An 18,801-nucleotide genomic window follows, 5' to 3' on the forward strand; every position below is an offset into this window, starting at 1 on the left:
GCTCAGACAGCCTGGTCGAGCAGATCGATTCCGGCCAGCCAGTCCGAGGTCAACGCGGACAACAAATCGTCGAGATCGACTGCGCGACCACGGGCCGCGCGAGCCATCTTGAACTGGACCGTCTTCGCGGTCAGGGCCACCGCACGCAGGCGTTCGGCGGCCGGAGTGGTGTCGAGGCCGTCACGGGCGAGGAGATCGGCGAGATCCGCGGCGACCTCTGCGGTGGCGCCACATTGACGCAGAGTTGCGAAGGACCACAGATGAAAGGTGGTCATGTCGGCATCCGGCAGCCAGGAGAGGGCGTCGCGGACCGAGTCGGCAAGGCGCGCAGCGGGATTCCCCGGCGGCCGACGATCGAGGTGGCGTCGGGCAACGGCCCGGATCAGGTCGGGATCGACCCGATTGCCCGGATCCGGGCCGACCCGCCGGATCTGTTCGACGTACGGTGGCAGCTCCGGAGGCGCGAACAGTCCCGCGAAGTCCTCACCGGACAGCTCGTAGACGCCGGCATTGTGCACATAAGTCAGTGACCGGGCGTCCCGGTCGACGGCCACCGGGACGATCGTCGTCTTCACATGGCCGGTTCGGTAGTCGGTGCCCGCGGTGTCCGGCAGCCACCAGCTGTCGACCTCGACGGTGTGCAGCAGACCGCGTTGCGGACCGCTGCACACGGTGTCGAGCACGGGACGCCACAGCGTCTCCTCGGCGACCTCGAGCCCGTACATGGTCCGCAGATCCTCAGGCGCGGGTTTGAGAAAGCTCCACTGCGCACCGTCGTGGTCGGCGGAGAGCGCACAGACAAACGACGGCACGGGGTCGTGACCGAGCGCGTGCAGAACCTCGATCCACAGATCGAGATAGCAGTTGGTCTCCTGCCAGATGCGGTCGGGCGCGTGCGCAGCGTGTGGCTGATACCCGTCTGCGGCGGCTGAGATACCAACCGGTGAGCCGGTTGTGGCGATGTCCGCGATCACGCGGCTTGGTCTAGGAGCTGGGCGATGACCGCCGACAGGTTGTCGATGCTGGCGAAGGTCGTTTTCTTGAGTGCCTCGTCGGGAAATTCGACTTCGTAGGCGTCCTCGAGCGCGAGCATCACGTTGACGCTCGCATGGGAGGTGAGGCCGGCTTCAAAGAGGTCGGCATCAGTGGTAATCGTCTCGGCGTCGACGGCCAGCTTTCCGTGTTGGCGGAGAACGTCACGAATCGGCTGAATATCCATCACAGAGATACTTTCGGGTGAGGCGATGTGGGACTTGCAGTCAGTGCACTTCTTCTTGACTTGAGTGCAGACACGCGTTCAAGATGCATTAGATCGTCAGATATGTAGCTCTCCACTGAAGGGCGCTGCGTTGTTCCAGGTTTGGGGAGCCCCAGAGGGGAATCTGTTATGTCATCGACCTCGCCTGCCTTGGGTGACCTCGATTGTTCCACAGCGGTGACCGCTGCGGCCGAGAATGCCGCGGACGTCGACACCAAGGCCCGGTTTCCGGTTGAGGCAGTGAACGCAATGCGCGACGCCGGCCTGCTTTCGGCGTCGTTGCCGTCCTCGCTGGGCGGTCGCGACGCGGGCATCGCCGAGCTCGCCCGGGTCGCCCGGCAACTGGGTTTCGCGTGCAGTTCCGCGGCGATGGTGTTCGCGATGCACCACACGCAAGCGCTGAGTCTGCGCTTCCATGCCGATCGTGGCCAGATTGCCGATGTGACCAGGCGAATCGCCGAGTCCGAGGCGCTGTTGGCCTCGTCGACCACCGAGATCACCACCGGAGGGGACACCGGGTCCTCGACCTGCGCGGTGGTCTCCGACGGAGACGAGATCGTGCTGGAGAAGAATGCCCCGGTGATCTCCTATGGCGCCGAGGCCGACTACATCTGCACCACCGCCCGGCGTACGCCGGACAGTCGGCCGTCGGATCAGGTCCTCGTGGTCTGCCCGAGTGGCGACACCGAGCTCACCCAGACCTCGGAGTGGAACACACTCGGCTTCCGCGGCACCTGCAGTCCAGGGTTCGTCCTGAAGACGAAGACTTCGGCCCGACACGTGGTGCCCGTGCCCTATTCTTCGATTTCGGCGCACACCATGCTGCCGGCTTCGCATATCCTGTGGGCCTCTGCGTGGCTGGGTCTGGCCGATGCCGCGATCGCCAAAACCCGCGGGCAGGTTCGCGCTGCAGCGCGCAAGAGCGTCGGTATCACAACTCCGCAAGCGACGAAGTTCGCCGATCTCCTGGTCATCCACCAGCGGATGGAATCGTCAGTCGATGCCGAGATCCGGCGTTACACCGAGTTTCTGGCCTCAGACGAAGAAGAGCCCACCATCGCTTTCGCCATTGCGATGAACAACCTCAAACTCAGTGCCTCCATCGCGGTGGTCGATGTGGTGGCCGGAGCACTCGCGATCTGTGGCATCAACGGATATCGCGAGGATCATGCGGCTTCGATGGGTCGCCTACTGCGCGACTCCTATGGTCCGCAGGTGATGGTGTCCAACGACCGGATTCGGGCGAGCAACGCCCAGCTGGTTCTCGCCTACCGTGGTCAGTCTTGAACCTTCGACCAGCGCTGCTCGACAGCAGTGATGACCATGAAAATGAGGCACACATGGCTGACCCGAATCCGTCCACCGACAGCGCTGACCTCCTCGATGGGCTGCGGCGTGACTTCGCCGAAACCCTGATCGACCAAGGCCTCCTGATCCCAACTGGAATCGACGGACTGTACGGTCGAAGTGGTGTTTTCGAATCAATCGTCGAGGGCATCGACCATGCCGTCCGGGCGGCCGGGGCTGCGGCACACGGCTCGACTCCCCGGGTGCTGCGGTTTCCGCCGGTGTTCCCGCGGGCCAACTTCGAGAAAACCGATTACATCGCGTCCTTCCCGAATCTCACCGGTGCCATCTCCACGTTCCTCGGTGACAACAAGGCGCACCGCGCGTTGCTGGCCGACCGGGAGAACGGTCTCAGCTGGGACGGGCATCTCGCACCGGCCGGGACGATGCTGGTCTCCGCGGCGTGTCATCCGTCGTATGCGGGTCTCGCCGGCCGACTGGACAGCGCGGTACTGATGGATGTCTACGGCTATTGCTTCCGACACGAGCCCTCCATCGACCCCATGCGGATGCAGGCCTTCCGAATGCACGAATTCGTCTACGTCGGCGACGCCGAAGGCGCCCGCGCCCATCGTGACTCGTGGGTGCCCAGAGCCCTGGATGTTCTGGCCGCGCTGCAACTCGACGCGCAGGCGGTCCCCGCCAACGACCCGTTCTTCGGGCGGGCCGGCAAGATGCTGGCCGCCAATCAGCGTTCGGAGAGTCTCAAAACAGAACTGGTGGTGTCGCTTTACGGTGACGCGGGTGAACCCACGGCTGTGGTATCCGCGAACTGCCACCAGGACCACTTCGGTGAGAGCTTCGGGATCACCACCGCGGCAGGCGAAGTTGCGCACAGTGCGTGCGTCGGTTTCGGAATGGAGCGGATTGCACTCGCCCTGCTGCGAACCCATGGCACGGATGTCGCCGCCTGGCCGTTCTCGGTCCGCACGGCCATGGCGCTGCCTCGGCAATGACAAGGCCAAGCGTCGGGCAGATCGACGCCGGTTCGGTGACCAGCACCCCGTTGTACTTTGGACCCGATGATGCATCGCTGTTCGGGGTGCTCAGTGTCCCGAGGAGTCGAAAGGTGCGCGTCGGGGTTCTGGTGTGCGCGTCGCTGGGAAAAGAACAGGCAGAGACCACTCGCTGGTTCAAGTATTTCGCCGAGCGTTTGGCTGCCCGAGAGTGTGCGGTGTTGCGCTTCGACTATCCGCACACCGGCGAGTCTGCGGGTGCGCAGGACGCGCCGGGGGCGTCGCGGCAGTGGCTGGAGGGTATCGGTGCCGGCGTGGAGTTGCTGCGCTCATGCGGTGTTCCGGAAGTGATCGGCGTCGGGCACCGGATGGGTGCGCTGATGCTGTCTCTGGTCGCCGCAGAGCTGTCGGTGCACACCATGGTGCTGTGGGACCCTGTGATGAGAGGCCGCACCTATCTTCGTTCGAAGACCGTGCTGTACAACATGGTTGGTGAGATCCCGGATTGGCTGACGCCCTGGGCACATGCGTCGTCGGAGCCGGTGCCGCAGACTGACCACCGGGTACACATTGCTGGGCAATCCCTGCACCCGGATGCGGCGCAGACGCTGAGTTCCTGGAAGCTGGACCGGTTGCCGGAGAGTGCGTCGGCTGTACTGGTGCTCGAGCGGGAGGCCGGCGGGCCGCCGAGCGCGGTGTTCGACCACGCGTCGGTAGACGTCGTATCAATCGGCGATCAGGAGCCTTTCCTGGAACCTGGTCATCCTGCGGTGATCTCCTTTCCGGAACGCGATGTGACCACGGTCGTCGACTGGATCGACGAGCACGCCTCGGAGTCGAGGATCAGCTTTTCCGATCCAGATATTCGGCAAAGCGCCGTCGTCGCCCGGACACAGGACGGGCGTCCGGTAGTCAACAGCGTGCACGTTGTCGACGATGGGGTGATGGTGTGGCGGACGCAGATGGGCGGACGTGCGGCGCCGATGGACATCTTTGTCGCCCATTCGCTCGGGCAGTACGTGCGGACCGGGCCGTCGAGATTATGGTTCGACACCGCGATCCGGGTTGCGTGCAGCGGCGGCGGAGCCATCAGGTTCGACAGGCCCGGCGTCGGCGAGTCGGGAATGGTCAGCGGCGCAGATCGAATGCTGCCCCTCTACACGCAAGCCTACGTCGACGAAGGTTGCGGTGTCCTCGAGTCGCTGGAGCTACCGGTCGCGGCGCGTCTGGTGCACGGCGGGATATGTGTGGGTTCCTGGATGGCAGCGCACGGGGCGTTGGCCACCGCGCGTACCCATCCGGATCGGCATTCGACCGTCGTGCTGGTGAACCCGCTGATGTGGCGGTTGCGCCCGCAACGTCGATTCCGACTCTCCGATTACGGATCCGACGTTGGCATCGCGGGGGTCGCCACCGCGGTCAGCGCCGACGCGACCTCACGGCTCGATGATGCGCAACAACGCCTCGCGACCTTGAGGAACAGGATCGAACTGCGTGTGCGTCGTCGTATGCCGCGTCGTTGGTGGTCGGTGATCCCACACCTCCCTGACGCGGCCCTTGCCCAGTTCGCTGCCGAGGCGGTGAATGTCGAGATGGTGTTCGCGCCGGCCGATTACGCCTACTTCAATCACCTTTTCGGCGCCGACGCGACGATCCGGGCGGCGAAACAGCCCCCGGGGGTACACATCGGCGTCGTGGGCGACCACACCTCGTACAACGTCGTGATCCGCGAATTGATCATGGACACGGTGGTGGCCGCGGTCGGGAGCCCTGGCCTTCCGGACTGAGCCTTCCCAGATTTGTGAGGGAATCGGGCCACGCGTGGCGAGTGCGCCTTTGTAACGGAGTCGGTTGGAACCTCCTGATCCCACCGTCGGAATGGTCGTGGCTGTGGTGTTGCGTACTAAACTGATTGCGCACTATAATAAATATACCGGCAGATCTGTGTTATCAATCAATGCGGGTGATAGGTTCGGGCACCGTACGCTCAAGGATCGGAACGCTTGCGGGGGTGGATCCTTGAGTCGATCGCGAGAGCCGGCACACGGTGTGGAGGGGTAGTGAAGCGGCGTTTCGATCGACGGACCGTAGCAGTTCTCGTCAGCGAAACAGGCGCACTTCCGCTGCTGCTCATCGGGTATATCTGGCCTGAGAATGTGGTCGAGCACGGGCTCAGGTGGCTGCTCGTCATCGGCGTGTACACGGCCGGGTCGATCATCCTGACGGTTCTCCTGCGTCCCCTCACTGATGTGTGGTTCACCATCTTGAGCTTCGGTGGCATGCTGGGTATCGCGGGCTCGGCAGCGGTGATAGTCGACAACGGTGCCGCTCATACTGTGCTCGTTCTGCTTGCCGTGATACCCGCGCTGGCCGCGGTGGAATCGCCGCTGCGAACAGTGGTGGCGTTCGTGCTGACTGCAGCGATAATGGCTTGCGCAGTGGTGGCGGACCGAGCCACGGGGGTTGTCCCGCTGGTCGTGAGCGAGGGCTCGGTGATCATGGCCATCAGCGTGCCGACCTACCTGGTGCTGACGCTGCGCTGGTCACTGGAGCGATCGTTGGCGCAACAGCAGATCCTGAGCGATACCGACCCACTGACCGGAGTGCTCAACAGACGCGGGCTCGCGAAGAGTTGGGGCGGGATGTTGTCCGCCAGTGAAGCCGGCCAAGGCCGAATCGGATTCATCGAGGCCGACGTGGATCACTTCAAGGAGCTCAACGATCGGCACGGCCACTCGGTTGGCGACTCCATTCTCGTCGAAATCGCCGAGACGTTGAAGAAGGCAGTCGGACCCCAGGCACTGGTAGCGCGGATGGGGGGTGAAGAATTCGTCATCATCGATCACACCGACGGGGTGGCGGAACTGACTCGGCAGTGCGAGAACCTGCGAACTGCGGTCGACGAGAATGTGGCGGCAACAGTCAGTCTGGGCGCGGTGTGCGCTACGGTGAGCTTCTGCCGAGCCGACAAACCGGTTTCCGACTCGGCGATCATGGACGAGTTGTTCGGCATCGCCGACAGCTCTCTTTACGTCGCTAAACGGTCGGGGCGCAATCAAGTCGTCGTGACGTCCGCGGAGGTCACCGGCGACGTCAGCATTGATGAGATTCTCCGGGAAGGCGACAGATGATCGAGATCCTGCACCCAGACGACGACGAGCATCGCCTGAGCGAACTGCGCGCCGCCGGTGTGCCCGAGGTGGACGTCTGGGCATATGCGGCCGACGAACTTCGAGCACTCAATGCTCTTGACCACGTCGACCCGGGGGTCTCGCCGCCGACCGTGATCGACCTCGACGATCCGGTGCAGCTGGCGGCCCACTCCCGGTTTGTTCACTTCCCGTGGCGATCGACTGTTGTGCGGCTGCCCGACGCCGAATTGTTCTACCGGTTGAAGACGGCACGTAACCGACATCTGTTGACCGGCACGGAGCAGGAGGCCTGGGCGACGGGATGTATCGGGGTCGCCGGACTGAGCGTCGGGTCCGCCGCCCTGAGTTCGTGTGCGCTGACCGGCGCGCGAAGGTTCCGGCTGGCCGATCCCGATGTTCTGGCTCCGACGAACCTCAATCGGATCGAGGGGTCGGTGTGTGACATCGGAGTCTCGAAGGTCGACTTGGCGGCACGTCGGGTACTCGAGTTCGACCCCTACATCGAGCTCGAGCTCTTCCCTTCCGGATATGTTGCGGCCGACGCCGACGCCTTCCTCGGACTGTCTACGACCGCGGCGTCGGTGATCATTGAGGAGATCGACGATGTGGCGTCCAAGATCGATCTACGTCGGAGGGCACGGAACGCCGGGATTCCCGTCGTCAGTGCCACTGACATGGGCGACAATGTGGTCATCGACATCGAGCGTTACGATCTCGACCGGCAGTACCCGATCTTTCACGGGAGAGGCGAAGGCTTCGACGCGGGTGACGCCGCCGACCCCGCTCAACGGATGCGAATGGCTGCCAGCATCGTCGGGGACTCGTTGACTTCGCGCATGGCTTTTTCCGCAGCACAGCTGGGTCGCAGTGTGGCCTCCTGGCCGCAGCTGGGTTCGACGGCGGCGATGGCTGGTGCGCTCGTTGCCACCGTCGCCCGGAACATTGTCTGCGGCCGCGCGGTGACATCAGGCCGCCATGTTGTCGACGTCGAGCACATGCTGCTCGCGCCCGGCGAGCCCTCGGGCTGGAACGAACTGTCTTCCGACCAGATCAGCGAACTCTTGCGTGTTCTGGGCGTGACCCAGTGACGTACGGCCCGGCGCCGACCCCGACGTCCGGACACTCCAGACTGTCCTGGTCATTGCCGCGTCTTGTCGTATCGACGTGGCCGGCCGACCCGAGCCGATAGCCACCGACCATCGCCGGATCAAGCGACGACATCATGAGATTGACGTTGCGCGGCCAGTTCGAGGTCGGCCTCGACCTGGCAGAATTCCCGTTGCATCTGGCGCCAGACCGTGGGATCGGCATGTTGCGCAAGGAGAGTACGGTCCCAGAACATCGCACGAGTACGGTAGCGGCTGTCCGGATAGGGGGTCGGTTCGATCGCGCCGTCGATCCGGCCGCCACCGGACTGCCACCGCTTGAGTACGTGATCGGCGGATGTGGCCATCACGTAGCGGCAGCCGGTCAATGTCATCACGATCAGTGGTGTCCGCGCCATCAGACCTGCGACGTGAGCCGCAGCCGGGCTGGACGTGTCCACGTACGCGCTCTTCGCCTCGACCAACCCGCCGGGGATACGTGTGGCGATGGCCCTGATCAACTGGCGTTGGCCGGGCTGTCCTGCCCACTCGGTGAGCGCGTGAGATTCGGTGGGCAGATTGTAAGGTCCCTGGATGCGTAACCCGCCTATCACCCGGTCGTCATCGAGGACCGCGCAGAACAGTCGAGTGTTCCCTCCGTCGCGCACCGTCTCGTACTCGAGTGCATCGACCACCCCGTGCTCGCTATAGCTCCGATACGCTCCGTCGATGTAGTCGGCCCACACTGTCGGCGTCGACGACGGGGTTGCCACCAAGAGGGTGGTGTTACTGACCGTGTCCCTGAAAGTCAGTGCTGCATCGAGGGTCTCGACATGGTTGCGGATGTCGCTGGCGAACGCGATCGTCATCAGTGTGTCCTTCTTCGGTAGTGTGAATTCGGTGGCCTGACCACCGGTCGTGCGACCAGAAGTACACCAGCTGGTCCCAGCGCAGGCGTGCCCCGCCAAAACAAGTGTCAGCCCTGAGTTGTGGTGAGCGCCAGTTCTGCATTTGACAGATCAGATTCACCCGAGTAATCGGCGCGGTCAGATGTGTTTTGACCCGGTCGTTCCTATGGGCGGATGACTCCATGGGCTGGCTTCCTTCCTCTCGATGAACGCAGTCGTCGAATGGGGTGTGAGCCATGAGCAGGGTCGCTCTCGCCGGCTCGAACCCGCGGCAGCATGGGATACGATCACCTGGTGGGGGCGACCGGCCGGAGGGGCTGTACCGCGAGCGGCGGGGCAGGCGACAAAGTCGTGATCATGGTGCGGGTCGATCCGCACCATCGGGCGACCGCCGCCTATGGTCGCGACGTCGCCGTGCGCCTGGCAGGCCGCGTGATGTCCTCTTTACAGGAGCAGCTGAACCCTGCCGCGATTGCCATACACACCGACTTCGAGTGGGCGATCACCATGGTCTGGCAAGAGTCGCGGACGCAACTCGTTGACCTTCTTCGTCGAATGCCCGCCGTCCACCTCGTGACCTTGGACGGCCGAGCCTATGTCATCGATGCTCTCATGGGTGTCGCGTACAGTGGCGATCTGCCCACCGCCGATTCACCTGATGAGCTGCAGGCTCATGCCGACGCGGCTCTGTGTGATGCACTTCGACGACAGTTCACGACCTCATACGCCGGTCCGCTGACGCTTGGTGCGCTTCGCGACGAGGTGGATTTGGTGCGACGACTTCGGAGTTCGAAGGGCGATGACTTCTTCGTCGTGTACCAGCCGCTCGTCGGCCTCGATGATCTCGAGGTGCGCGGCTTCGAGTCGCTACTGCGGTGGGATGCTCCGGAGGCGATCGTGACCCCCGAGATGTTCATGTCGGAAGCCGAAAGCTCATCTTTGATTGTTCCCATAAGTTGGCACTCCATTCGGGAGTCGATTGCCGCACTTGCTACCCAGATTTCACAACGCTTCGGGCCGACATCGTTTGTCTCCATCAACCTGTCCCGTCAGCAATTGCTGGACGCCGAAATCGTGGAATACATCGGAGATCTGATCCGAGAATACGGAGTCGACCCTGCACGGATCTGGGTGGAGATCGGCGAGGACCAAATGATCGCGCTTGATTCATCGGCTGCACAAGCGGTTGTCCAACTCCACGCGATCGGCTGCCGGATCTGTGTTGACGACCTCGGATCGGGATTCTCGGCACTGAGCTACATACGAGACCTGCCGGTGGATGTGCTCAAGATCGACCGGTCGCTGATATCCAATCTGGTCGCCGGCGGACACGATCGTGCTGTGGTGCAAGCGATCTGCGAGATGGCTATGGCCACGGGCATTGTCACGGTAGCCGAAGGTATCGAGAGTGCCGACGTCCTTGCCGAGGTCAAGGCGCTCGGCTTTGACCTGGGCCAGGGTTATCTGTTCGGTCGCCCGGACCTACCGTTGGTAGTGTTCGACGAGTTGGCGTAGCGTCGCACAAACCAGGGAACATCCTGCTGTCGCGTGGCAGAAGCTTGTTGTCGATCCTGACGCACACTAGAAATAGTGTGGGAATGCGTCCCAATTGGGTGGGCGCTTCTCCAAGAACGCATTCCGCCCCTCCACCGCCTCGTCGGTCATGTAGGCCAACCGGGTGGCCTCGCCGGCAAACACCTGCTGGCCCATCAGTCCGTCATCGGTGAGATTGAACGCGAACTTCAGCATCCGTTGTGCGGTAGGCGATTTGCCGTTGATCTTCCGTCCCCACTCGATGGCGACGGCTTCGAGGTCGGCGTGATCGATGACGCGGTTCACCGCACCCATCCGGTGCATGGTCTCGGCGTCATAGGCCTCGCCGAGGAAAAAGATCTCGCGGGCGAACTTCTGGCCGACCTGTTTGGCGAGGTAGGCGCTGCCGTACCCGGCGTCGAAGGACCCGACGTCGGCGTCGGTCTGCTTGAAGCGGGCGTGTTCGCGGGAGGCCAGGGTGAGATCGCAGACTGCGTGCAGTGAATGTCCGCCGCCGGCCGCCCAGCCGTTGACGACGGCGATCACGACCTTGGGCATGGTGCGGATCAGGCGCTGCACTTCGAGGATGTGCAGGCGTCCGCCCTCGGCCTTGGCGCGGACCTCGTCGACGCCCTCCACGCCTGCGGCCGCCACGTCGGAGTCGTGGGAGGTGGCGTACTGATAGCCGGACCGGCCGCGGATTCGCTGGTCGCCACCGCTGCAGAAGGCCCAGCCGCCGTCGCGGGGGCTCGGGCCGTTGCCGGTGAGCAACACGGTGCCGACGTCAGGGGAGCGGCGCGCGTGGTCGAGTGTGCGGTAGAGCTCGTCGACGGTGTGCGGCCGGAACGCGTTGCGGACCTCCGGGCGGTTGAAGGCGATGCGCACGATGCCGTTGGCGCGTCCATCTCCGCTGTGGCGGTGGTAGGTGATGTCGGTGAGATCGTCGAAACCGGGTACCGCCGTCCACTGGGAGGCGTCGAACGGATTGGTGCCGGTGGTCGTCACTGCGGTCATGGGCTTCTCCTATGTCAAGCCGCGGTCGGAATGCAAGTGTCGGCGCGGGCGTGGTGGTCGGTGGTGAGGTGGTGGAACACGACGCGCGCGAGGCGTCGTTTGAGGCAGCGCGGGGCTTCAGGGACCACCATAATCGCGGCGCCGACCGCCATCGACGACGGTATCCGTGGACCGATTTCCTCGCTGTCACGCCATCGAACTAAGGACATGTGGCACGCTGAAGCAGTGAGTACCTGGGCGATCGTCGCGGTCGTGATGGTGGCATGGTTCGCTGTGGCCATCGTGGTTGCCCTCGTCGTCGGCCGGGCCGTCAAGTTGCGCGACGAGAAGGAACGCGGTCCCCGCGGGATACCCGACTTCGTCCCCGACGACTCGTTGTCGCAGCGCCCCGGCTCGGATACCTGAACGACTTGCTCGCTACGGTTGACCGGTGAGTGACATCAGTGATCCGCTCGATCCCACCGCCGACGCCGACGAGGATCCGCACGAGGGCGGCTTCCGGGCGCACATCGCGATCACCACCGAGCGTGGTGGCCCGCGGTACGGCGAGTTCAGCGAACAGGTGCGCGCGCTCATGGACAACGTCCGCTACGCCTGCCCCGAGGACGCGGTCACCGCCGAACTCATCGACGAGCTCAAGGCGATCAACGAGAAGCTGGCCGCCAGCCGGATCGACGAATGGCACAGCCCGTCCGGCACCCGCATCGACCTGCCGTCCCGCGGCAACATCACGCTGCCGCCCTACATCGTCGACGACGTCGACGACCACGGCGTGCGCGCGAGTGTCACATTCCGCGACTTCCACCTCGGTGGCAACAAAGCCGCGCACGGCGGCCACATCGCGGTCGCCTTCGACGATCTCGGCGGATTCGCCTCCGCCGTCGCCATTCAGGGCGTCAGTCGCACCGCCTCCCTCACCGTGCAGTACCGGTCCATCACGCCGCTGAACACTCCGCTGCAGTGCCACACCTGGGCGGAGAAGATCGACGGCCGCAAGGTGTTCATCAAGGGCACCCTGCATGACGGCGACCGGTTGTGTGCGGAGATGGACGCTCTGTTCATCAAGCTCAATCCCGGCCAGGCATAGCTCGGCTTGCGCCTCGGTGCACCTCAGACGTCGTCGAGGGCCGCGCCTGTTCAGCGCAATTCGGTTGCCTCGATGGTGAATCCGGCGGTCCGCAGACGGCCGATCAGTGCGTCGCCCATCGCGGCGGCCGGGGTCAGCACCCCGGTGCGCGGCGGCAGGTTGTCGCGGTCGAGCGCGAGGGTCAGAGCGCTCTCGCCGAGCATCACGGCCGTCGCCTTGTAGCCGGGGTCTCCCTGAGCCCGCATCTGAGCGCGAAAGCGGCGGCCCGTGGTGGTTCGGGTATAGCCCTCAGAGACGAAATAGCCGTTGTCCCTTGCTTTCTCCGACGGGCCACTACCCGGCTTGGGGAGGACGCGGTCGAGCAGGCGGCGCGTCGGGCCGAAGCTCATCGCGCCCAGGAAGGCGCCGGTGCCGACGCCGACCGCCCCGGCAGTGATGGTCGAGACCGCCGGGATGCTGCCGACGTTCATCGTCTCCGCATAGTGGAAGTCGGGCCCGTAAGCGTTGTCCAGCAACACATTCGAGCGCCGGACGATGCGGGTGTTGTGGCCGGCCATGAAGAACGGCGCGAGCGTCCCGCGGAGCGACGGGTCGACCTTCTTGGCGCTGACGATGTTCAGATCGCTGGGCTCCGACGACAGACTCGCCTTCGGGACCTCGCCGGGACCGCCGGACAACGACTGCGGGTTGAGCATCAGGCGTCGGATCTGGGAGTCCTTGGCCTGCTCGGCGAGCACCCGCATCGAGTCGATGGTGCCGCCGGAGAGGCCGCCGCGCATCGCGCGCATCACCAGGGTCGTGTCGGTGAGCTGGCCGGCATCGTCGTCGGAGATCTTCTGATACAGCGCGTACACGCCGAGATCGGACGGAATGGAGTCGAAGCCGCACGAATGCACGATGCGGGCACCGGACGCGGCGGCCGTCTCGTGTGCCTTGTCGATCGAGTACCGCACGAAGGGCACCTCACCGGTGAGGTCGACGTAGTCGGTGCCGGCCGTCGCGGCGGCGACCACCAGCGATTCCCCGTACTTGAGGTACGGGCCGACGGTGGTGCACACGACCCGGGTGCGGGCCACCATGGCGTCCAGCGCGCTCGGCGACGACGAGTCGGCGACGATCAGCGGCCACGACTGCGCCCGCTCGGGCAGCCGTTTGCGGACCGTGGCGAGTTTGGTCTCGTTTCGTCCGGCGAGTGCCACCTTGGTGCCGATGGGCGCGTGGTCGGCGAGATAGCGCGCGGTGAGTTCGCCGACGTAGCCGGTGGCGCCGTAGACGACGACGTCGAACTCGCGACCCGTCGCGTCGGACTGCTGTGCGCCTGTCTGATCTGATTCCCCGGTCATGACCGCGAGCCTACTTGGGAGGTTGGTCACACGTCATCGTCGGTGCCGGGCCGGCGCAGATGCCGGGCGGCGACGCGCGCGGCGAACGGCGCGACGAACAGCATGAGCAGCACCCGCAGGATCTGGGCGGCCACCACGAAGGCCACGTTGCCGCCCGCGGCGGTCGCGGCCGCGAGCACCGCGTAGATGCCGCCGGGTGTGGTGGCCAGATAGCAGTCGTACATCGACTCGCCCGTCCACGCCGACAGCGCCACCCCGAGCAGCGCGCAGCCGACGCCGATCGCCAGGATCAGCACCAGCGCGAACGGCAGCACGCGGCCGATCGCCCGCAGCCGCGGCAGGGTGAAACCAAGTCCGGCCTGCCAGCCGATCACCGCATAACCGAGGGTGAGCAGGATCGGCGACACCTCGGCGTCGCCGGCGATGCCGGTGAGTTCGGCGACGGTCGCCAGCGCCATCGGCACCAGCAGCGCACCGGCCGGGACGTGCAGAAGACGTCCGACGGGGATACCCACGCCCATGCACACCGCCATCAGCACCAGGCCCCACCCCTGATCGGCCCACGACGGCGTCGTCTCGGTGACCGCCGCCGACGACTGCCCGAAGACGAGCGAGGCGAACAGCGGGATCGACAGGGTGACCAGCGCGACCCGCAGATACTGGATGACCGCCACCATGCGCTCGTCGCCGCCGAGCTCGCGGGTCACCACCACCAGGCCCGACGCCCCGCCCGCCACCAGCGCGAGCGACCCGGTCAGCGGATCGACCTGCTTGTGCAATCCGAGCAGCGCACCGCCGGCCACCGACAGGCCGAGCGTCGCCACGCCGATGACCAGGACCGGAAACCAGGCCGAACCGAGCCCGGAAAGGGTGTCGGAATCGGCGATGGTGCCGATGTAGACCCCCAGCACACCCTGCGCGGCCAGCACATAGCCGCGCGGGATGACCGGGGCGTCGGGGTCGTCGGATATCGCGCCGGGCGGTCGAGGTGAGATACCGGCGATGGCCAGCACACCGGCGATCACCAACCCGGCGAACAGGGGCGCGGCGTCGACGTCGAGGAGCTCGAGAAGATAGGTTGCGGCGCCGGTGAGCAGAGCCAGCAGAATCCAACGACGCACTGGCACCAGGGTAGGGGTGAGCCCGTCGGCCACGCATATCGGACACGGTGGCCTCTTCCCAGCCGAATCGGAGCCGACACGTAGGAACCTCACAGTTCCGCGGTGGATTCTTGGTCCGTGTACCGACATGGGCATGACGGGATGTCCCTGCTGACCGGGTGGCTTCCACTGACCGTCGAGCTGCTCGCGATCGTGCTGATCGCCGTGGCGATCGCGCGTCGGACACGACGGTGGTGGCTGATCTGGATTCCGGTGTGCGTGGGCGTCGGGCTGCTCAGCGTGCTCATCGCCGTACGGACCGAACATGCCGAGGGGCTCGCCTCCGACCCGCCGCCGGCGCAACTCTGGTGGTGGGTGGGGCTCAGCGGATTCGCCGTGGCCGTGCTGGTCGTCGGCATGCGACGAACCCAGATGTGGCGACGCGGAGTGGCAGTGCTCGCCGTGATCGCCGCACTGGCCGCGACCGGCGTCTCGCTCAACCAGTGGGTCGGGTACTTCACGACCGTGCAGGAGGCGTGGTCCCAGCTGACCGCCGGCCCGCTACCCGATCAGGTGGCCGTCTCCGATCTCGGCCGGTTGCGTGGTTCGGGTCAGCAGATGACCGAGGGCAAGGTCGTGGCGATCTCGACGCCCAAGGACATCAGCGGTTTCACCCACCGCACCGAATACGTCTACCTGCCCCCGCTGTGGTTCGACGGCACGGCCCCGCCGAAGCTGCCGGTGCTTGATGATGATCGGCGGCGAGTTCAACACACCGGCGGACTGGATTCGCACCGGCAACGCGATCAGCACCGTCGACGCCTATGCGCGGACCCACGCGGGGGCGGCGCCGATCCTGGTCTTCCCCGACGTCGGTGGCAGCTTCAACAACGACACCGAATGCGTCGACGGCCCCCGCGGCAACATGACCACACATCTCGTCGACGAGGTGCGGCCGTACGTCGTCTCGCATTTCGACGCCGACTCGTCGGCCGCCAACTGGGGAGTGGTGGGCTGGTCGATGGGTGGGACGTGCGCGGTGGACCTGACCGTCATGCATCCCGAGGACTTCGCCACCTTCGAGGACATCGCGGGCGACATCGGACCCAACGCCGGCACGCCCCAGCAGACCGTGGATCGCCTGTTCGGCGGCAACCACGCCGCCTACGACGCCTTCAATCCGGTCAAGGTCATGGCCGGCCACGGCCGCTACCTCGACGTCGCCGGATGGTTCGACGAGAGCAACTCGACCGCTCGGCATGGACATGCGAGACCGCATGGCGGACAACGGCATCCACCTGGAGGGTGGGGGAACGGCAACGGTCACGGCGGTCGGGGCGACGGCGGCGATACCGGCCAGGAGCTGCCCGCGGCCCGCACCTTGTGTGCGGACGCCGAGCGGGTCGGCATCGAGTGCTCGATCGCGCTGCAATCGGGCGGGCACACCTGGCAATTCGCGGAGTCCGCCTTCGGCGATGCCCTGGGGTGGCTGATGGAGCGCATCTCACCGGCCGCTCCGCCAGCGCCGGGCATCATCGCTCAGACGACGGGCCGGGCAACCCCCATGGTCAGATAGCCAAACGGCCTGGGGGTGTCGGGTTGATAGAAGGTGTCGACGTCGACGAGGCGGAAACCTGATTCGGTCACCAGGCCACGGATGTCGCGCGTGAGGTGGCATCCGCCGGCGACGCGCTTCTGGATCGGTTCGAGCCGACGCTGCCAGCGGCTGACCTTTTCGTCGGGCGCGTGGCCGTGTTCGAGGAAGGCGAAGACGCCCTCGGGCCGCAGGACCCGGCGCACCTCGGCGAGTGCGGCCTCGGCGTCGGGGATGGTGCACAGCGTGAAGGTAGACAGCGCCGCGTCGAAGGTGCCGCTCTCGAAGGGGAGACGTTGACCGTCGAGGCCGGAACGCTCGATCCGGATGGGTGCGGCGTGCACGCGGTCGGCGGCCATTGACCACGCGACGTCGGAGGGTTCCACCGCACTCACCTCGGCCACCTCGTCGGGGTAGACCGCGACGTTGAGGCCGGACCCGAAGCCGATCTCGATCACTCGGCCATGCAGCGGGGCGCACGCCTGTTCGCGAACCGGTTTCAGGGCCGGCATGCCGCACGTCTTGTCGATGATGTGCGGGAGTACTCGGTCCTGGTAGAAGCCCATCGTCGGAGAATGCTACGCAGCCGGAGGGCGCAGCGGAGGGCATCAACGCCGATGCCCTCGGCGGATGGCTGAAAACGGGCCCCGGAGACCACAGATCGGGACTATTCCCGAGGTGAGACCTCACGGGCCCGATCTCAGTCATCTCCCGCCGTGCCCCTGCCCCCGATGGCGTCGATAGGCTGGGACATATGAATCCGTCGACCTTGCAGGCCCGGGTGATCGTCGACGAGATGATCCGCGGGGGTGTCGCCGAAGCCGTGCTGTGCCCGGGGTCGCGCAACGCGCCGCTGGCGTTCGCGCTGCACGCCGCCGATTCTGCGGGACGGCTACGGCTGCACGTGCGCATCGACGAACGATCGGCCGGCTACCTGGCGCTCGGCCTGGCCGTGGCGTCGGGACAACCGGTGCCGATCGTGATGACCAGCGGTACCGCCGTCGCCAACATGAGTCCGGCCGTCTTCGAGGCCAACTATGCGCGGGTACCGCTGGTGGTGGTCAGCGCCAACCGGCCCTATGAGCTGCTCGGATCGGGTGCCAATCAGACCGTCGAACAATTCGGCATCTTCGGCACCCAGGTGCGGGCGGCCATCAGCCTCGGACTGGCCGAGCAGGACCTCGACACCAACAGCCAGTGGCGCTCGGCGGTCGGCCGCGTGCTCGCCGCCGCCCGCGGCGCCCGTACCGGCAATGCCGGACCGGTGCAGTTCGACATCCCGCTGCGCGAACCGCTCGTCCCCGACCCCGACGTCTGGCCCGACGACGACCTGGGCACCTTCGCCGGCCGGCCCGGCGGGTTGCCGTGGACGCAGGCCCCGGTCGGCAAGCTCGACGTCCCGCTGCCCATCGACCTGTCCCTGGACACCGTGGTGGTCTCCGGGCACGGGTCGGGTGTGCATCCGCAGCTCGCCGGCATCCCGACCGTCGCCGAGCCGACCGCCCCGCATCCCCAGTCGGCACTGCATCCGCTCGCGCTGGAACGGGTGCGCCCGCAGCAGGCCATCATCTGCGGGCGGCCCACCCTGCACCGCGGGGTGTCGCGGCTGCTCGCCGACCCTTCCGTGCGGGTCTACGCCCTCACCACCGGCCCGCGCTGGCCCGACGTGTCGGGCAACGTCTTCGCCACCGGCACCCGCGCTGAGCCCACCGGTGAACCCCGCGAGGAATGGCTCAAGGAATGTGCGGCGGTGCAGCAACGGGTGCTCGGGGCCGTCGACGCCGAACTCGACGCGCCCGGCCCGGACACCGGCCTGCACGTGGCGCGCGCGGTGAGCGCGGCCATGCTGGCCGGCGAACAGCTCGTCGTCGGCGCCAGCAACCCGATCCGCGACGTCGCCCTGGCCGGCCGCGTCGGCGACGGGGTGCGGGTGCTGTCCAACCGCGGAGTGGCCGGTATCGACGGCACCAACTCGACGGCGATCGGGGCGGCGCTCGCCGGGTCGTCGGGCCGCACGGTCGCGCTGATGGGCGACCTGACGTTTCTGCACGACGCCACCGGGCTGGTCATCGGGCCCGGTGAACCGCGCCCGGCGTCGTTGCGGATCGTGGTCGCCAACGACGACGGCGGCGGCATCTTCGGGCTGCTGGAACAGGGTGATCCGCGCTTCAACCAGGGCCCGTACGCGGGCAGCTACGAACGCGTCTTCGGGACCCCGCACCGCACCGATCTGGCGGCATTGTGCGCGGGTTTTCACCTGCCGCACCGGCGGGTCGGGACCGCCGAGTTGTCGACGGTCCTCGCGCAGCCGCCGGTCGCCGGCGGTATTGAGGTCATCGAGGTCGTCACCGACCGCGAGCGACTGCGCACGGTGCATGCCCGGATCGCCGAGCGGCTGCGCGATCCGCGCGGGCTATCCTGACT

17 protein-coding genes are annotated in these 18,801 nt (G+C 66.0%); 10 read left to right on the top strand and 7 right to left on the bottom strand.

What is annotated here, in order from left to right; genetic code table 11:
* Positions 1-2: 2 nt before the first annotated feature.
* Positions 3-974: a DUF1839 family protein gene (locus tag GBRO_RS05295; protein WP_012832962.1), complete on the bottom strand. Its 972-nt coding sequence runs from the start codon at positions 972-974 to the stop codon at positions 3-5.
* On the bottom strand, positions 971-1,219 hold the full coding sequence (locus tag GBRO_RS05300; RefSeq protein WP_012832963.1) for an acyl carrier protein: 249 nt from the start codon (positions 1,217-1,219) through the stop codon (positions 971-973). Before GBRO_RS05300 ends, GBRO_RS05295 begins: the two co-directional genes overlap by 4 nt.
* A gap of 168 nt (positions 1,220-1,387) precedes the next feature.
* Here GBRO_RS05300 and GBRO_RS05305 point away from each other — a divergent pair, with 168 nt between their 5' ends.
* From GBRO_RS05305 to GBRO_RS05325, 5 genes are all read left to right on the top strand, one after another.
* Positions 1,388-2,545 carry an acyl-CoA dehydrogenase family protein gene (locus GBRO_RS05305; RefSeq protein WP_012832964.1) on the top strand — a complete coding sequence of 386 codons (1,158 nt, stop codon included), beginning with the start codon at positions 1,388-1,390 and terminating at the stop codon, positions 2,543-2,545.
* A 53-nt stretch (positions 2,546-2,598) separates the two neighbouring features.
* Positions 2,599-3,561, top strand: coding sequence for an amino acid--[acyl-carrier-protein] ligase (locus GBRO_RS05310; RefSeq protein WP_012832965.1), 963 nt, complete (start codon positions 2,599-2,601; stop codon positions 3,559-3,561).
* Between the two features lie 113 nt (positions 3,562-3,674).
* Positions 3,675-5,348 (top strand): alpha/beta hydrolase family protein, encoded by a 1,674-nt coding sequence (locus tag GBRO_RS05315; protein ID WP_147290626.1) that lies wholly within the window; start codon positions 3,675-3,677, stop codon positions 5,346-5,348.
* Between the two features lie 216 nt (positions 5,349-5,564).
* Positions 5,565-6,692, top strand: a complete 1,128-nt coding sequence (locus GBRO_RS05320; RefSeq protein ID WP_147290627.1) for a GGDEF domain-containing protein — start codon at positions 5,565-5,567, stop codon at positions 6,690-6,692.
* Positions 6,689-7,801, top strand: a complete 1,113-nt coding sequence (locus GBRO_RS05325; RefSeq protein WP_012832968.1) for a ThiF family adenylyltransferase — start codon at positions 6,689-6,691, stop codon at positions 7,799-7,801. Before GBRO_RS05320 ends, GBRO_RS05325 begins: the two co-directional genes overlap by 4 nt.
* 119 nt (positions 7,802-7,920) lie before the next feature.
* On the opposite strand, the gene GBRO_RS05330 is transcribed toward GBRO_RS05325, so the two are convergent.
* Positions 7,921-8,667 (bottom strand): hypothetical protein, encoded by a 747-nt coding sequence (locus GBRO_RS05330; RefSeq protein WP_012832969.1) that lies wholly within the window; start codon positions 8,665-8,667, stop codon positions 7,921-7,923.
* A 333-nt stretch (positions 8,668-9,000) separates the two neighbouring features.
* Between GBRO_RS05330 and GBRO_RS05335 the strand changes: the two genes are divergently transcribed.
* Positions 9,001-10,221: an EAL domain-containing protein gene (locus GBRO_RS05335; protein ID WP_169309862.1), complete on the top strand. Its 1,221-nt coding sequence runs from the start codon at positions 9,001-9,003 to the stop codon at positions 10,219-10,221.
* A gap of 66 nt (positions 10,222-10,287) precedes the next feature.
* Here the strand turns inward: GBRO_RS05335 and GBRO_RS05340 are convergent, their stop codons facing one another.
* Positions 10,288-11,253: a 1,4-dihydroxy-2-naphthoyl-CoA synthase gene (locus GBRO_RS05340; RefSeq protein ID WP_012832971.1), complete on the bottom strand. Its 966-nt coding sequence runs from the start codon at positions 11,251-11,253 to the stop codon at positions 10,288-10,290.
* 225 nt (positions 11,254-11,478) lie between these two features.
* Here GBRO_RS05340 and GBRO_RS05345 point away from each other — a divergent pair, with 225 nt between their 5' ends.
* The gene (locus tag GBRO_RS05345; protein ID WP_041919740.1) at positions 11,479-11,658 is read left to right on the top strand and encodes a hypothetical protein; all 180 of its coding nucleotides are present in this window, start codon (positions 11,479-11,481) and stop codon (positions 11,656-11,658) included.
* Positions 11,659-11,683: 25 nt separating this feature from the next.
* Positions 11,684-12,340 carry a PaaI family thioesterase gene (locus GBRO_RS05350; RefSeq protein ID WP_012832974.1) on the top strand — a complete coding sequence of 219 codons (657 nt, stop codon included), beginning with the start codon at positions 11,684-11,686 and terminating at the stop codon, positions 12,338-12,340.
* A gap of 50 nt (positions 12,341-12,390) precedes the next feature.
* Here GBRO_RS05350 and GBRO_RS05355 read toward each other — a convergent pair whose 3' ends face one another.
* Both GBRO_RS05355 and GBRO_RS05360 read right to left on the bottom strand, forming a co-directional pair.
* Positions 12,391-13,683 carry a saccharopine dehydrogenase family protein gene (locus tag GBRO_RS05355; RefSeq protein WP_012832975.1) on the bottom strand — a complete coding sequence of 431 codons (1,293 nt, stop codon included), beginning with the start codon at positions 13,681-13,683 and terminating at the stop codon, positions 12,391-12,393.
* Between the two features lie 26 nt (positions 13,684-13,709).
* The gene (locus GBRO_RS05360; RefSeq protein ID WP_041919741.1) at positions 13,710-14,804 is read right to left on the bottom strand and encodes an AbrB family transcriptional regulator; all 1,095 of its coding nucleotides are present in this window, start codon (positions 14,802-14,804) and stop codon (positions 13,710-13,712) included.
* A 727-nt stretch (positions 14,805-15,531) separates the two neighbouring features.
* On the opposite strand from GBRO_RS05360, the gene GBRO_RS26805 reads away from it, so the two are divergent.
* Positions 15,532-16,359: an alpha/beta hydrolase gene (locus tag GBRO_RS26805; protein WP_227892855.1), complete on the top strand. Its 828-nt coding sequence runs from the start codon at positions 15,532-15,534 to the stop codon at positions 16,357-16,359.
* Here the strand turns inward: GBRO_RS26805 and GBRO_RS05370 are convergent.
* Positions 16,323-16,943 carry a class I SAM-dependent methyltransferase gene (locus tag GBRO_RS05370; RefSeq protein ID WP_012832977.1) on the bottom strand — a complete coding sequence of 207 codons (621 nt, stop codon included), beginning with the start codon at positions 16,941-16,943 and terminating at the stop codon, positions 16,323-16,325. The two genes, GBRO_RS26805 and GBRO_RS05370, sit on opposite strands and share 37 nt — an antisense overlap.
* Before the next feature lie 188 nt (positions 16,944-17,131).
* Here GBRO_RS05370 and menD point away from each other — a divergent pair, with 188 nt between their 5' ends.
* Positions 17,132-18,799 (top strand): 2-succinyl-5-enolpyruvyl-6-hydroxy-3-cyclohexene-1-carboxylic-acid synthase, encoded by a 1,668-nt coding sequence (gene menD, locus GBRO_RS05375; RefSeq protein ID WP_012832978.1) that lies wholly within the window; start codon positions 17,132-17,134, stop codon positions 18,797-18,799.
* Positions 18,800-18,801 lie beyond the last annotated feature (2 nt).

This window comes from Gordonia bronchialis DSM 43247 (genome assembly GCF_000024785.1).
GTDB lineage: Bacteria > Actinomycetota > Actinomycetes > Mycobacteriales > Mycobacteriaceae > Gordonia > Gordonia bronchialis.

Excerpts from the sequence above, each read along its gene's own strand:
- GBRO_RS05300 (WP_012832963.1), bottom strand. The coding sequence starts at position 1,219 with ATGGATATTCAGCCGATTCGTGACGTTCTCCGCCAACACGGAAAGCTG.
- GBRO_RS05305 (WP_012832964.1), top strand. The coding sequence starts at position 1,388 with ATGTCATCGACCTCGCCTGCCTTGGGTGACCTCGATTGTTCCACAGCG.
- GBRO_RS05310 (WP_012832965.1), top strand. The coding sequence starts at position 2,599 with ATGGCTGACCCGAATCCGTCCACCGACAGCGCTGACCTCCTCGATGGG.
- GBRO_RS05325 (WP_012832968.1), top strand. The coding sequence starts at position 6,689 with ATGATCGAGATCCTGCACCCAGACGACGACGAGCATCGCCTGAGCGAA.
- GBRO_RS05330 (WP_012832969.1), bottom strand. The coding sequence starts at position 8,667 with ATGACGATCGCGTTCGCCAGCGACATCCGCAACCATGTCGAGACCCTC.
- GBRO_RS05340 (WP_012832971.1), bottom strand. The coding sequence starts at position 11,253 with ATGACCGCAGTGACGACCACCGGCACCAATCCGTTCGACGCCTCCCAG.
- GBRO_RS05355 (WP_012832975.1), bottom strand. The coding sequence starts at position 13,683 with ATGACCGGGGAATCAGATCAGACAGGCGCACAGCAGTCCGACGCGACG.
- GBRO_RS26805 (WP_227892855.1), top strand. The coding sequence starts at position 15,532 with ATGATGATCGGCGGCGAGTTCAACACACCGGCGGACTGGATTCGCACC.
- GBRO_RS05370 (WP_012832977.1), bottom strand. The coding sequence starts at position 16,943 with ATGGGCTTCTACCAGGACCGAGTACTCCCGCACATCATCGACAAGACG.
- menD (WP_012832978.1), top strand. The coding sequence starts at position 17,132 with ATGAATCCGTCGACCTTGCAGGCCCGGGTGATCGTCGACGAGATGATC.